This window comes from Motiliproteus sediminis (assembly GCF_017912535.1).
In the GTDB taxonomy this organism is placed as follows: Bacteria; Pseudomonadota; Gammaproteobacteria; order Pseudomonadales; family Balneatricaceae; genus Motiliproteus; species Motiliproteus sediminis.
This window is the reverse complement of record NZ_JAERQK010000001.1, coordinates 408,364-423,202: the sequence shown is the minus strand read 5'-3', so window position 1 is coordinate 423,202 and position 14,839 is coordinate 408,364. Positions and strand designations below refer to the sequence as shown.

Here is a 14,839-nt window from a genome sequence, read left to right as displayed (position 1 = left end):
AATGAAAGTGTAGTCAGATAAGGATGTTAACCGGGACCCATAAGGAGCGGGCGTGCAATGGTCGCAGCCAGCAGTATACGCAGTGCAGAGTTCGTACAGGATGACAAACAGATTCGTTGTGATTACTACATCGACAAAGAGCTGAGCTGGCTCTCCTTCAACGAACGGGTGCTGCAGGAAGCCGCTGATCCGGAAGTGCCGCTGGTCGAACGGATGCGCTTTCTCGGCATCTACTCCAATAACCTGGACGAGTACTTCCGTGTACGGGTCGCGGACGTCAAACGGCGGGTGCTGTTTCACCGCCGCCATGGCGGCGATCCCGGCGCCAACGCCCTGCTGGCAGAGATCGAAAACAAAGTCGTTGCCCTCAACGACATGTTCGATCAGACCCACAAGTCGATTCTCAAGGGCCTGCGGCGGCATAATATTCACCTGATTGACGAAACCGGAATCGCCCCGCACCAGCATGATTGGGCGCACACCTACTTCCGTCACAAGGTGCTGCCCCACATCACCCCGATCATCGTTACCGACGAGGTGGATCTGGAAGCGGTCCTGCAAGACTATGCCACCTACCTGGTGCTCAACATTGAGTCCACGGACGGTTCGATTTACGCCGTAGTGGAGATCCCTACCACCGACACCCCGCGCTTTATCCAGTTGCCGGAAAAAAGCAAAAAACGCAAAACCCTGATTCTGCTCGACGACCTGATCCGCTACTGCCTTGACCTGCTGATGGGGCCGTTCTTCGAATATCAGCAGCTCAGCGCTTACTCGATCAAGCTGACCCGCGACGCAGAGTACGATCTTAACGACGAGATCGATCAAAGCCTGATCGAAAAGATGTCAGAGGTAATGAAACAGCGCTTTCACGCCGAGCCGGTGCGGATCGTCTACGATCAGGAGATGCCGGAAACCATGCTCAAGTTTCTGAAGAAGCAACTTAAGCTGACCTCCTACAAATCACTGCTGCCGGGCAGCCGCTACCGCAACTTCCGTGACTTCATCAACTTTCCCAACGTTGGCCGGGCCTATCTGGAAAACCGCCCGATAAATGCGCTGGTTAGCAAGGGGCTGAGCGTCAGCGGCAACGCTTTTGAGGCGATTCGCCAGGGCGATGTGCTGCTGTACTACCCCTATCACCGTTTCAACAATTTTACCGAGCTGTTGCGCCAGGCGGCCTTCGATCCCAAGGTGGAGCGGATTCAACTTAATATCTACCGGGTCGCCAAAAACTCCCGCATTATCGGCTATCTGCTTGATGCGGTCCGCAATGGCAAAAAAGTCAGCGTGATGGTGGAGCTGCGCGCCCGCTTTGATGAAGAGGCCAACATGGAGTGGGCCCGCACCATGACCGAGGCGGGCATTCGCGTGATCGTCGGCATACCCTCGCTCAAGGTACATTCCAAGCTGTGTCTGATCACCCGCCGCGAAGCCAGCGGACTGAATCGCTATGCCCATATCGGCACCGGCAACTTCCACGAAGGCACCGCGCGGGTCTACACCGACTTTGTACTGCTGACCAGCAACCCCAAGTTGACCGCCGAAGTAGAGCATGTGTTCGAGTTTATACAGCACAGCTATCGCCAGTTCGCCTTCAACAAACTGCTGGTATCCCCGGTTAACGCCCGTCAACGCCTGCTCGAAATGATCGATCGGGAGATCCAGCATGCGGCCAAGAAGCGTCGTGCCGAGATCGTAATCAAGGTGAACAATATTGACGACGTTGAGGTGATTCAAAAGCTCTACGACGCCAGCCAAGCCGGGGTGAAGGTCCGCATGATCGTGCGTGGTATGTGTTCACTGGTGCCGGGCATCAAGGGGGTCAGCGACAACATCCAGGCGATCAGCATCGTTGACCGCTTCCTCGAACACCCGCGGGTACTGTGGTTCCATGACAATGGCAAAGATCAGGTTTTTATCGGCTCTGGCGACCTGATGAAGCGTAATCTGGATCACCGGGTGGAGGTGCACACCCCAATCATCGACGAACGCCTGAAACAGCAGGTGATTGACATACTGGAGTTACAGTTCAAGGACCGCACCAAGGCCCGAATCATCGATGCCCAGCAGCAAAACCGCTATGTACCCCGAGGCAACCGCAAGAAGCTGCGCTCACAGATGGCGATCTACGATTACCTCAGGGCCGCAGAGAAGCCTTAGTCGCTGCGCAGCCGGTAAACCCGCTCCGTTAGCGAATCGATTCCCGCGTCACGAAATTTTGGCGGCACATCATCACTGAGCTGATGATGGCGTTCGGTAACCGCAAAGTGGGGCCGGTACAGGGTTGTCACTTCATCGCCCTCGACGCTGAACGGCGGGCCGTTGGCCCGCTCCTGCGGATATTCAAGCGTGATCAGCAGTCCTTCTGCGCAAGGCGCCATGCGCGTCAACTTGCCCACATAGTCACGCCGCATGGCTGGCGGCAGTGCCACCAGCGCCGCACGATCGTAGAGACCGTGAATCTCCCCGAGCAGGTGCGGCTCCAGAGCGAAGAAATCACCACAGAAGATCTCGATTCCGTCACTGATCCAGTGCTGCAATACGCCCTGCTGACGAACGTTAACCGCCAACTCCGACGAGAGAAAAAACTGCTCTACCGCCAACGGGCTGAGTTCGGCTCCGACCACCCCATAGCCCTGCGCTCGCAACCACAGCAGATCTTCACTTTTACCGCACAGCGGCACCAGCACCCGCTGCCCCGCTGTCAGCCCCAGCTCCCCCCAAAAACGACGCAGATGGGGGTTAACATCACTGCAGTGAAAGCCAATTTCGTTGTTCTTCCAGCGTGTGTGCCAAAAATCCTGATCCATAAACAACCCAATCCTGTCGACAACGGTCCAACGGCTTAACGGCCCGACCAGCCCAGTTGCTGGCGCAGCAAGCCCGCTGGGTCAGCCTCAGCCGGCAGCGAATCGGTGGAGGCACGCCAGCTCAAGCGACCCGAAACAACCTCAAAAGCCTCAGCACGCAGGTAACTGCCCGTTCCCACGCTACGCATAACCACCATCAGCCCCAACGCCCCGTGCGGATCGACGCCAATAAACTCGAGACGCTCAAGAACGCCGTCGCGAGGTCTGACAATACCGTGAAGATAGTGGTCGCGCGGAAAGTCCGGGTTATCCACCCGGTAAAGCCGGAGCACGTAGCTGCCGATACTCTGCGACTCTCCCTTCCCTTCGGCAGCAACCACTAACAGAGGTTCCGCAGCGGGATACTGCAACGTCAACTCGTCGCCGGCAACGCTCTGGGCGGCCCCCAGCAGCATACCCAGCACCAGCGCTTTCACTTCAGCACCCGCCGGGCCTGAATGTAGTGACGCTGCCAGTAGGGATTGTTCAGTTCGGAGAGCATCACGCCGCGGCTGGTAGAGGCATGCAGAAAACGCCCCCGCTCAACGTAGATCCCCACATGACGGACCTTGTCACCCGTACGGAAAAACACCAGATCGCCCGGTAGCAGTTGCCGGCGTGGCACCGCGGTCCCGAGGCGCTGCTGCGCTTCAGTGGTGCGTGGCACGGAGTAATCGAACAGGGTGCTATAGGTGCGCTGTACAAAGGCGGAGCAATCAATACCATCGCGCGAACTCCCCCCTAAAAGATAGGGGGTCCCCTGCCAGAGCTGATGCTGGCGATAAAGGGCCGCGACGCGTGCATGGTTGCCGGATACCACCGGAGGTGTGGTTGCAGTCGCCCGCGGCTGGGTGCTGCAGCCTGCGGTCAGCAGAGCTGCCAGCGCTACACCGATGAAAATGATTCCGACTCTCATCTGTGGCTTGATCTCCATTGACCTGACTGGCCGCACTCAAGGCGGCGCTGCAGCCAAAGGTGCGTCACCTGGCGTGAACCATAGTGTAGCGGATTCAGCCTTGCCACAGCAGCTGGGCGCGCGGTGTCCGGGGGATGAAATGGCAAAATAACCAGAGCGCCCGACACTCATCCTGCCAAAACCGACGCTTACTGCTCTCAGGGCGTAACGGGTCGCTCATCAGCGGACTGACGCAGAAACATCTCCGCGCCGATACATCCCAGATGGCGGACAAAGACCACCAGTATCAGGCTTTGCCCCAACATCTCAATAAACTCCTCTGCCGATTTGGCAAAGTGCGTCACATCGTAGGTATCCACATCAAGGGCGGCACGCACCTGCTCCACCACGGCATCGATACCCTCGAGAAAATCCATTCCTTGGGAGACGATAAAGCATCCTACTCCCGCCACAAACAGCAGCCTCTGGCGGACCGAATTCAGTTGTGTCATGACAAATCCCAGCACAAACAGCCCGCCCAAAGCGAAAAACGGGCCCATTACCAGATGCCAGGTATAACTCGGGTTGGCATCAACCAGACTGCCAGCAACGGTATCGGTCTGGCTATAGGATTCCGCCACCCAGGCGCCGACGCGCTCGTGCAGGCGAGAACCGTCATCCAGCGACAGAAACAAAAAACCCGCCGCCACCAGCCACCAGCCCAACAACTGCCAGCGCGGGGAGAAACGGCAACGATGGACAAAAAAGGCCCACCAGGCGGCCAGCGAAATCAACAAAAACTGCATGCTGGAGAACCAGTTGGGAATACTGTCTTCGCGGGTAATATTAAACAGCCGGCGGATATAACGATCCTCCACCAACTGGCCGTAGGTAATCACCGCATCCAGCAGCACCAGCAGCACTTCGGCAGCCAGCAGCCCCCAGAACAGGCGGCGCGTCATCGCAGCAGTATCGACCGTCATTACGGCTCCTCAATTTGCGTCGGGGTTACTGCTGCTAACACCTCAGAACGGCTTTTCATCCGCGCCGGACTCCAATCTCACACCTGGGACTGCTCGACCCGGTCACGCCCCTCGCGTTTGGCTTTGTACAACGCCATGTCGGCCCGATAGAGCAAACTTTCCAACGGCTCCTGCTGGCGCCGGATGGCGGTACCGATACTGACCGTTACCTGTTGCGTCAGGCGTTGGAAGCGCATCTCACCGATATGTTCGCGTATCCGTTCGGCATAGGTGGCAACGCCATTAGCGGTATTACCAACGAAAAACACCGCGAACTCCTCACCGCCCAGACGCACCGCCAAGTCGGCTTCACGGGTGTCGTCCAGCAACAGACGCGCGAGCCGGCGCAACACCTCGTCACCCTGGGCGTGGCCGTAGGTGTCGTTTATCTGCTTGAAGTGATCGATGTCGATAATCGCCACGCTGAGACCGGAGTTGGGATCCCGGTCATGAATATTGAGTAGCGGCTGCAGCGCATTAAGCATGTGTAGCCGGTTGTAGAGCCCGGTCAGCGGATCACGAATAGAACGTTCGAACAGCCGTTTGCGCTCCAGATCCAGCTCCCAGTAGATGTTTTCGCGCTCTACCGCCACCTCCAGATAGCTGATCGCCGTGGCAATAATCCGTTCTATCCCCTCGGTTTGCTCAAAGTTATCCGCAAAGCGGAGCAGCGCCACTGCACTGGCTTCGCGCCGTTGGCCGGGATAGAGCGGCAGCATCCAGCACCAGTCCGGGGTCCCCTCACCGTCTTCACTGCGCTTGAGTTGCAGTGGCAAGGGAGCCTCTGGCTTAACCACCCCCAGACGCTCACGCACGCTCACCGGAGGGTCGGCCAATACACCGTGATACATCCGCTCCGGCGTGAGGTGAATGATCACGCCACTGTCCAGGCGGGAGTAAAACTCCACCGCCTTGACCGGCAAGTGGCGTCGCAGGATTTCAGTCAAACTGGTGGCGATTTCGCGAAAATCCCGGTGCATCACCATCGACCGAGTCAGATCACGCAAGGTCTGGTTGAGCGCCATCAGCCGACGTAGATCAGTGTCTTTCTTGGCCAGCAGATAGATGCCGCAGTCAAGGGTACGCACCTGATCAAAGATAAACCCGATCAGATGCTCCGGAATGATGGATCCGTGCTGCGGGGCGACAAGTTTCAGCGGCAGTGACTCGAACTGGGACAGTGCAAACTCAAGCACATCGCGTGACGGCATATAGTGCTCGTGAAAATAGCGAATCTCTTCGAAATAAGACTCGTCTTTGGCGTACAACGAGAAACTATGGGTAAAGCCGCCGAACAGATCACTGGAAAAAAGCACTCCGCTGGCATCATCAAAGCTGACAAAGGCGCCGGGGAAATGGGCATAAGGGGTAAAGCGGAACAACAACTTGCGATCGGGAAGTTGCAGCTCCCAATCATGTTCTTCGATCAGCCAGAACGGCAGACGTTTGAGATCGTAGTGCTGGATCAACGCCTTGGCGCGCCAGTGCGACACCACCACCGCGTCATCACGGGTGATCATGCCATCGATCCGCGGTAGCGCGGCGGTGATATCGGGGTCCTGATGGTGGCAGACGAAGTAGCGTATCTGATCAAAGGGTATCACCTGCTCGATCTTGGCGAGGGTATCGTCAAAGGTCAGCAGCGAGCCGGGATCAAACAGAACCGACTGGTCCCCTTGCTCCAGCAGGTACACATGACTCTGGAATACATCATCTTTCTGCTTCTGCCCTACCCACCAGACACGATCGGCGATCTGAACGGGGCCAGAAAAATCTTCCATGGCAAACCTTCCTTGAACAGGTCCATCTGTTTTACGTGGTTATGTGACAATTCGCAACTCAGGGGCGCTGCTTGGCGCCGACCACGCGCCGGTGTCTGGCAAGATATGCCGGTGTCCTCGCTTTGGGAAGTTTTTCGACAAAGTGATAGCGCGCCACATGGTAACTGGGATCGAAGCCAAAGAAGTTGAGTTTCATCTTTTCCAGCTCCTCGGCACGGTAGGCCGACAAGGGTTTTTGCTGTTCGTCATGCAGCCGGGTGGTGCGTTTTCTATCCAGCCGTTCGTCAATCTGCTCACTCAGGCTCAGCGCCTCGGCGCGGGCCTGTACCGCTGCGACAAAAGAGAACGAATCACCCTCAATCACCAGATCCAACAGTCCCGCGTCAGCGGCCTGCCGGGCCGATAGCGGCAAACGGTTGTGGGTCAACGCCGCCGCCTGTTGCTCTCCGACGCGCTTGGGCAACAGGTAGGTCCAGTATTCGGAGCCGTACAGATTACCCATGCCCTTGTAGTGAGGATTCAGTACCACCCCGTTGCGTGCCCAGACCTCATCCGCCGCCAGCGCCAAAAACACCCCGCCAGCCCCGGCATTGCCCTGCATAGCCGCGATCACCAGCTGCTGACAATTCTCAACCAACGCCTGACAAAGATCATCCATCGCATTGATATTACGCCATGACTCATCAGACGCACTGTCCGCCGCTTCAATCTGATTCAGATGGATACCATTGCTCCAGAAATCACAACCGCCCATCAACACCAGCACCTTTACCGGCCGCTGAGCGGCGTACAGCACCGCGTCGCGCAGACGCATACACTGGCTGCTGTCCATGGCCCCGTTGTAGCAGTCAAAGTGCAGATAGCCGACACCGTTGGCCTCGCGGTAGCGAATCTCCTGCCAGGTGGGGTGTTGCGGCAGCGCATCGATCGCCAGTTCTGACAGCGGTAACTCTGCCGCCAACTCCCCCAGCACCTGCACCGCTGGCAGCTTGAATCCGAATTCACCAGACTCGGGTACCGCCGGCCGCAGGTGGGTGATCCATACCGCGCCATCGATAGTTGCGCGGCAGATCGCTCCGTCTCGCCGGGCCAGCAATGCGCCGGGCACGCCGCTCAGGTCACCTTCAGGATGGGCGTTATAGAGAAAGTAATCGCGCTCGCCGATCCGGTCCCGCACCCCTGGCACCCCGTCAGCCGACCGCACCTTACGCAGCACGGTTGCGGTATCATCCCGGCGCCAGTCGATGCAGCGCTCAGCCTGGCTCATCAGGCAGTGCCACTGACCACGCACATCGTCGCGGCTGTAGTCCAAAGGCTCGGGCTGACAGTTACCCTGCTGTAGTTTTTCAATCGCCTCCAAAACCGCGGTGACCGCCGCATCGGCGACCTCATTACGGTAAAGACTGCCCTTGCTGGCGTCACGCATTTCAAACTCGACCGCTGACCAGATATCACCGGCATCCATCTCGGCGTCGGCCTGCAGACAGGTCACGCCCCAGCGCGTCTCTCCGCGCAGAATCGCCCAGTCCAGCGACGACGGTCCTCGATCGCCCTTGATACCGGGGTGCACAATCAGACACAGATGGTTACGCCAGATCGATTCGGGGATAGCGCGCTTTAGAAACGGCGCAACGATCAACGCTGGCTGGAACAGCGCCACCGCCTCCTCAGCCACCGCATCGTTGATGTCAAACTCGATCGACACCTCGTGGCCGCGCGCGGTCAGCTCCACGAACAGGCGCTGGCTGAGGGAGTTAAAGCTGTGGGTCAAAAATAGTATCCGCATCGTTTCCAGTTTCTTTTTTCTACAACGCTCAAGACCCATTGAGAGCGGGATCTTTATTTCAGGCCAAGGCAGCCGCGAGGACGAAGAAGCGGAGCGTACATAGGTACGTGAGCATTTTCGTCCGACCGGCTAACACCGGCATGGAATAAAAAGACCGTTCTCAACAGATGCGGGGGAGCTGCTCGCCGTTGATATAGTCGACCATCCGATTACCGCCAAAGGCGGTTTCCATCTGCACAAAGCAGTGATCATCCGCCACCACCTCACCGATAATGGCAGCATCCGCTCCCTGTGGGTGAGCACGCATCACCGCCAACAACTGCTCGGCCCGCTCGGCGGGACAAAACGCTACCAGTTTGCCTTCGTTGGCCACATAAAGGGGGTCCAGCCCCAGAAACTCGCAGGCCGCACTGACTTGCGGCTTCAGCGGGATAGCGGCTTCGTAGATCTGGACCCCGACCGCGGACTGCTGGGCAATCTCGTTCAGAGTGGTGGCCAGGCCACCCCGGGTCGGGTCCCGCAGGCAGTGCAGTTCAGGCACCGCCTCGACCATCTCCGCCACCAGACCGTGCAGGGCCTGGCTGTCGGATTCGATGGTGGTTGCAAAGGTCAGGTTTTCGCGCAGCGACATGATCGCCACGCCGTGGTCGCCAAGGGTGCCCGACACCAGCACTTTGTCGCCCGGCTTAACCCGGTCACCACCGAGTTCAAGTTCCGGCGCGACCACCCCAACTCCGGTGGTGGTAATAAAGCAGCCATCACCCTTGCCCTTCTCGACCACCTTGGTGTCACCGGTAACAATAGGCACCCCGGCGCTTTTCGCCGCGGCGGCCATCGACTCGACGATCCGGGCCAAATCCGCGAGCGGAAACCCCTCTTCGAGAATGAAACCAGCCGCCAGATAACAAGGCGTGGCGCCCGACATGGCGACGTCGTTGATGGTGCCATGTACCGACAGGCAACCGATATCACCGCCGGGAAAAAACAGTGGCGAGATAACGTGACTGTCGGTCGCCATTACCACCCGCCCCGGCGGCAGTTCGAAACAGGCCTGGTCGTTCTGGGCATCCAGCCACTCGTTGCTGAAGGCGCGGATAAACAGCTGATCGATCAGTTGGGCCATCGCCTTGCCACCGCTGCCGTGAATCATCTCCACCCGGCCGTTATCGAGATCCAGATCGTGATTAAACCGGCGATGGGATTGTTCTCTGCTCATGCTAATGCTCGTTGAAAATCAGTTGGATTGTGGGCTCTGCGGCGAGTCGGTGGCGATAGTCCGCTCACGCTCTTGGTAGCGGCCATAGCTGTAATAGGCGGCGCAGGCCCCCTCCGACGACACCATGCAGGAGCCAAGCGGGTTCTCCGGTGTGCATTGGTTGCCGAACAGTTTGCAGTCACGCGGGTTTTTCACTCCGCGCAAGATGGCACCACATTCGCAGGCTTTGTTCTCCTGCGCGCTCTTGTAATCAAGGGTAAAACGGCGTTCGGCATCAAACGCGGCAAAACGCTGCTTGATCTTCAGCGCGCTGTAGGGCACCAGCCCCAAGCCCCGCCACTCAAACACCCGACGCAGCTCAAAGGTATCGGCCACCAGCGATTTTGCCCGCTCGTTTCCGGCCGGCGTCACTGCGCGGGAAAACTCGTTCTCCACCTCTGCCCGGCCCTCGTTCAGCTGGCGCACCAGCATCCGGATAGCCTGCAGCACATCGAGCGGTTCAAAGCCGGCGATCACCACCGGCTTCTGGTACTCCTCGGCGAAATAGTCGTAGGGCTGACTGCCGATTACAGTACTGACATGGGCGGGTCCGATAAAACCGTCCAGCGGCAGAATGCCCAGCTCACGCACTTCCGGAGATTCCAAAATGTTGCTGATCGCCGCCGGGGTCAGCACATGGTTACAGAACACGCTGAAATTGGTCAGACCCAGCTTCTCGGCCTGATGCAACACCAGCGCCGTGGGTGGAGTGGTGGTTTCGAATCCGATAGCGAAGAACACCACCTCGCGCTCCGGATTCTGCTGAGCGATCTTCAGCGCATCGGCGCAGGAGTACACCATACGCACGTCTGCGCCTTCAGCGCGGGCCTTGAGCAGGCTGCGCTTGCGTGAGCCCGGCACCCGCATCATGTCGCCATAGGAGCAGAGAATCACCCCATGGGTGACCGCCAGTTCAATGGCCGTGTCCAGACGATTGATCGGCAAAACGCACACCGGACAGCCCGGTCCGTGGATCATGCGCACATTGTCCGGCAGCAGGTCGGGAATACCGTAGCGAAAGATGGCGTGGGTGTGGCCGCCACAAAATTCCATCAGGTTATACTGGCGCTCCGGATCAGCCTCGATACTGATTTTGGCCGCAATATCTCGCGCCAACTGACCGTCGCGGAACTCGTCAACGTATTTCATAGGCTGGCCTCAATCGCCTCGCGTTGGGCTGCTTCGTCCAGTTCGGCAAACAGTGCCAGGGTTTTGGCAGCTTCCTCAGGGTCGATTTTGTTGAGTGCAAAGCCGACGTGCAGAATCACGTAATCCCCCACTGCCAGATCTTCGATCAGCGCGACGTTGATCTCTTTTTTGACCCCACCGATATCGGCCAGCGCGGTCTCTTCATCGATCAGGGATTCGACCCGAACTGGAATTGCCAAACACATACGTCTACTCCGTTACCCGCTCCGGGTTGGTTGTTTTGGGTGGCTGCTGCCATTGCTGCAGCGCCACCCAGGCCTGCCCAAGACTGATGCCGCCATCATTACAGGGCAGCCGCTCGGCGGTAAACACCTGTAACCCCTGCTGACGTAACGCCTCGCTGAGCTGGCGCCGCAGGGCCTGATTGAGAAAGCAGCCGCCCGCCAGCACCACCCGGTTCAGGCCAGCCTGTTGTGCCCGGGATAATGTCCAGCGACTCAAACCGCCTACCAGCTGTTGTTGGAACAGTGCCGCGCCTTCCGCCGGATCCGCCACATCGAGGAGCCGTGCCATCAGTGGTAGCAGGTCGAGTTCACCGTTGGCGTTAACGCAAGCCCTGAGCGATTCCTCTGTGGCCGGACCGTAACTTTCAGCCAGCCCTTCGAGCATCATCGCCGCCTGCGCTTCGTAGCACACGACCGGCTTGATCCCAAGCAGCCCCGCGGCCGCGTCAAACCAGCGCCCCATACTGCTGGTGTACGGACAGTGACTGCCCCGCTCCAGCATCTGACGTATCAGATCCGCGCCCGGCTGGCTGGCGAACCGACGTTCAATCTGATCACCAAGCCCCAGCTGGTGCAGCACCGCTGCCCCCAGCCGCCAGGGCTCCTTTGCCGCCCGGTCACCGCCCACCAAGGGCAGCGGCGCCAATCCGCTCAAACGCTGATATGAAGCGCCCTCCACCTGCAACAACTCGCCGCCCCAGAGCTGGTTGTCGTCGCCCAGTCCGGTGCCATCCAGCGCCAGCCCCAGCACCGCGCCATCCAGCTGATGCTCCGCCATCACCGCCGCAATATGGGCATGATGATGCTGAACCCTGACCAGCGGCAAACCGCGCTCTCTGGCCAACTGCTGACCCAGACGACTGCTGTAAAAATCAGGGTGGCGGTCAATGGCGATAAGCGCCGGCTCCACCGCCATCAGTTGCGCTAACTGGGAGGCCGTCTGTTCCAGCGTGCGGCAGTTGTCAGCGTTATCCAGGTCTCCTACGTATTGCGACACGTAAGCACGGTTACTCTTGGTGACGCAAAGGGTGTTCTTAAAATACGGCCCCAGCGCCAACACCGGAGGGCCGTCGACATTGAGCGCCACTACCCGCGGAGCCAGCCCTCGTCCACGACGGATCACCGTCGGTGGTTCGCTGCCACCATGCAGCACCGAATCATCGCAACGGGTGTGAATATCACGATCATGCAGCAGCCAGGCATCAGCGATGCCGGCCAGCTTGTCCAGCGCCTGCGGGTTATCGGTCACCAGCGGCTCGCCACTGCGGTTACCGCTGGTCATCACCAGCAACAGCTTCTGCGGTTGTTGCAACCATTCCATGCCGGCCGGCTGACCGGCAGCCTGGTGGAATAGCAGATAATGCAACGGTGTATGCGGCAGCATCAGACCCAGCCAGCTCAATCCCGGGGCAATCCCGATCAGCGTATCGTTGGGCTGACGCGGACAGAGCACGATAGGCGCCACACTGCTGCATAAACTGGCGCTGTTGGCAGCGTTCACCCGGGCCACCTGACGGAGCGACGCCAGGTTGGCACCCATCACTGCAAAGGGCTTTTCCTCCCGCTGCTTGCGCTCGCGCAGACGCGCGACCGCAGCGGGATTACGCGCATCGCACACCAGGTGATACCCGCCCAGCCCCTTGATCGCCACGATCTCGCCATCCAGCAGCCGCCGGACAGTAGCGGCGATCGGGTCTTTGGCGTCCGTTATCCGCCCGCGAGCGTCACGGAGTTCAAGTTGCGGTCCACAGTCCGCGCAGCAGGTCGGCTGGGCGTGAAAACGGCGATCGGTCGGATCCCGGTACTCGCTGTCACAGCGGCCACACAACGCAAAGGCGCTCATGGTGGTATTGGGACGATCGTAAGGGAGGGCGCGAATCAGGCTATAGCGCGGGCCGCAATGGGTACAGTTGATAAAGGGATAGCGATAGCGGCGATCAGTAGGGTCAAAAAGCTCCTGCAGACATTCGGGGCAGACGTTGGCATCGGGCGTTACCCCCACGCTGACCTCACCGCCGCCACTGGCAGCAATGGTAAAAGTCGGCTGAGCCGGCTGATTTCGATCAAGGGGCTCTCGGGACAGGGCATCGACCAACGCCATTGGCGGCGCTTCCTTGATCAGCGCGGCCGCAAAATGATCCAGAGTACGACCATCTGCCCAGGCTTCGATCAGCACGCCGGCGGCATCGTTGCTGACCTGGCCGATCACGCCAAGGCGCTCGGCCAGGTTGTGCACGAAAGGCCGAAAACCGACCCCCTGGACCTGGCCGCCCAGCCTTAGCAGACACCCCTGTAAAGACTCCCCGGCAACCCTGCCGCTGTGTTGCGTTGCCGGCCTCATCAGTGCGTATTCTTCTCCAGTCCGTAGCGCTCGAGTTTATTGCGCAAACCGACCCGAGACAGCCCCAGCTCGTCCGCAGCGTGGCTTTTGTTCCACCGGCATCGGATCAGGGTTTCCCGCAGAATGGAGGCTTCCAGCAGTTCTACCCGCTCTTTCAGCGTTCCCTTGAGCGCCGCGATCCCTTCCAGCTCTGAAGCGGGGCCTGCCACATCGTGATGGGTCCCGGCCCGAATGATATGGGGCGACACCAGCTCGGCGCCCAGATGGTCCTCCCGACAGAACACCAGCATCCGCTGGACCTCGTTCTGCAGCTCACGCACGTTGCCCGGCCATTCGTAGCCCTTAAGCACCTCCAGCGCTTCGGTGCTGAATCCCACCACCTGCTTACCGAAGGTTTCCGCCGCTTGTTCCAGCATGGTTTCTGCCAGTAGCGGCACGTCCATCGATCGCTCCCGCAATGGCGGCAGTTCCAGAGTCACCTGGGCCAGACGGTAGTAGAGATCCTGGCGGAAACGACCAGCTCTGACCTCCTCCTGCAGATCCCGATTGGTGGCAGCCACGATGCGCACGTCCACACGCCGTGGTTGATCGGCCCCCAGCGGGCGCACTTCACCCTCCTGCAGAACACGCAGCAGCTTGACCTGAAACGCGGGCGAGATTTCGCCGATCTCATCCAGAAAGATGGTGCCGCCATGGGCTTGTTCGAACAGCCCCACGTGATCACTGATGGCACCGGTAAAGGCGCCCTTTTTGTGGCCGAACAACTCGCTCGAGAGCAGTTCATCGTGCATGGCACCGCAGTTTTCCGATACAAAGGGTTTGTCGGCACGTTCACTGCTGTAGTGCAGCGCGCGTGCGAACAGCTCCTTGCCGGTACCGGATTCGCCGGCGATCAGCAACGAGATGTCGTAACGGGCAATCTGCGCCAGTTGCTCGCACGCCGCGTTGATCGGGCTGTCGGGCTGGCGTTTGATCCGCTCCAGCTGAAAACTCTGCTTGAGACTGTCGCGCTGACGCTTGATCTGTTTGCGAACCCCGGGCGCGGTCAGCTTCATCTCGGTGCTGAGCAGGTCTCCTTCGTTCTGCAGCCGAAACAGCTTGGCGGCATTACGCACGGTCATCAACAGGTTGTCAGGGTGCCAAGGCTTGGTCAGATACTGGTAGATACCGCCCTCGTTGATGCCGCGGATAATATCCTCCGCGTCGGTATAACCGGAGATAATAATGCGCCAGATCCGTGGCCAACGGTCGCGTACACCCGCCAGAAACTCCACCCCGGTGCAGTCCGGCATGCGCTGATCACAGAGGATCACCTGGATCCGCTGTTCCTCCAGAATACGCTCCGCCTCAATCACCGACTGGGCAGTGAAAACCTCGAACTCATCATCGAGGGTGCGGCTCAGGGTTTCCAGCGAGCGGACTTCGTCGTCTACCAACAGCACCGGGGGGCGTTCGGCGAAAGTCATCATCGGTC

Annotated in this window: 12 protein-coding genes; 1 reads left to right on the top strand and 11 read right to left on the bottom strand. The window is 59.2% G+C overall.

Going from position 1 to position 14,839, the window contains the following annotated elements:
- Nucleotides 1-57 precede the first annotated feature (57 nt).
- Complete coding sequence (ppk1, locus tag JJQ76_RS02045; RefSeq protein ID WP_210394956.1) at nucleotides 58-2,163, top strand: polyphosphate kinase 1; 2,106 nt, start codon at nucleotides 58-60, stop codon at nucleotides 2,161-2,163.
- Here the strand turns inward: ppk1 and JJQ76_RS02040 are convergent.
- The 11 genes from JJQ76_RS02040 to JJQ76_RS01990 form a co-directional block, all read right to left on the bottom strand.
- A complete protein-coding gene (locus tag JJQ76_RS02040) occupies nucleotides 2,160-2,813 on the bottom strand; it encodes a thiopurine S-methyltransferase (protein WP_210394955.1) in 654 nt (217 codons plus the stop codon). The two genes, ppk1 and JJQ76_RS02040, sit on opposite strands and share 4 nt — an antisense overlap.
- Nucleotides 2,814-2,848: 35 nt before the next feature.
- On the bottom strand, nucleotides 2,849-3,289 hold the full coding sequence (locus JJQ76_RS02035) for a PliI family lysozyme inhibitor of I-type lysozyme (protein WP_210394954.1): 441 nt from the start codon (nucleotides 3,287-3,289) through the stop codon (nucleotides 2,849-2,851).
- Complete coding sequence (locus JJQ76_RS02030) at nucleotides 3,286-3,768, bottom strand: NlpC/P60 family protein (RefSeq protein WP_210394953.1); 483 nt, start codon at nucleotides 3,766-3,768, stop codon at nucleotides 3,286-3,288. Before JJQ76_RS02030 ends, JJQ76_RS02035 begins: the two co-directional genes overlap by 4 nt.
- 197 nt (nucleotides 3,769-3,965) lie before the next feature.
- A complete protein-coding gene (locus JJQ76_RS02025) occupies nucleotides 3,966-4,730 on the bottom strand; it encodes a hypothetical protein (protein WP_210394952.1) in 765 nt (254 codons plus the stop codon).
- Nucleotides 4,731-4,807: 77 nt separating this feature from the next.
- Nucleotides 4,808-6,550 carry an oxygen-binding di-iron domain-containing protein gene (locus JJQ76_RS18080; protein WP_210394951.1) on the bottom strand — a complete coding sequence of 581 codons (1,743 nt, stop codon included), beginning with the start codon at nucleotides 6,548-6,550 and terminating at the stop codon, nucleotides 4,808-4,810.
- Between the two features lie 58 nt (nucleotides 6,551-6,608).
- Complete coding sequence (locus JJQ76_RS02015) at nucleotides 6,609-8,336, bottom strand: hydrogenase maturation protein (RefSeq protein ID WP_210394950.1); 1,728 nt, start codon at nucleotides 8,334-8,336, stop codon at nucleotides 6,609-6,611.
- A 160-nt stretch (nucleotides 8,337-8,496) separates the two neighbouring features.
- A complete protein-coding gene (gene hypE / locus JJQ76_RS02010; RefSeq protein ID WP_210394949.1) occupies nucleotides 8,497-9,552 on the bottom strand; it encodes a hydrogenase expression/formation protein HypE in 1,056 nt (351 codons plus the stop codon).
- 18 nt (nucleotides 9,553-9,570) lie between these two features.
- Complete coding sequence (gene hypD / locus JJQ76_RS02005; RefSeq protein ID WP_210394948.1) at nucleotides 9,571-10,740, bottom strand: hydrogenase formation protein HypD; 1,170 nt, start codon at nucleotides 10,738-10,740, stop codon at nucleotides 9,571-9,573.
- Nucleotides 10,737-10,985, bottom strand: a complete 249-nt coding sequence (locus JJQ76_RS02000) for a HypC/HybG/HupF family hydrogenase formation chaperone (RefSeq protein WP_210394947.1) — start codon at nucleotides 10,983-10,985, stop codon at nucleotides 10,737-10,739. Before JJQ76_RS02000 ends, hypD begins: the two co-directional genes overlap by 4 nt.
- 4 nt (nucleotides 10,986-10,989) lie before the next feature.
- Complete coding sequence (hypF, locus tag JJQ76_RS01995; protein WP_210394946.1) at nucleotides 10,990-13,365, bottom strand: carbamoyltransferase HypF; 2,376 nt, start codon at nucleotides 13,363-13,365, stop codon at nucleotides 10,990-10,992.
- Nucleotides 13,365-14,834: a sigma-54-dependent transcriptional regulator gene (locus JJQ76_RS01990; RefSeq protein ID WP_246480022.1), complete on the bottom strand. Its 1,470-nt coding sequence runs from the start codon at nucleotides 14,832-14,834 to the stop codon at nucleotides 13,365-13,367. The genes hypF and JJQ76_RS01990 overlap by 1 nt, the downstream gene beginning before the upstream one ends.
- Between the last annotated feature and the right edge of the window lie 5 nt (nucleotides 14,835-14,839).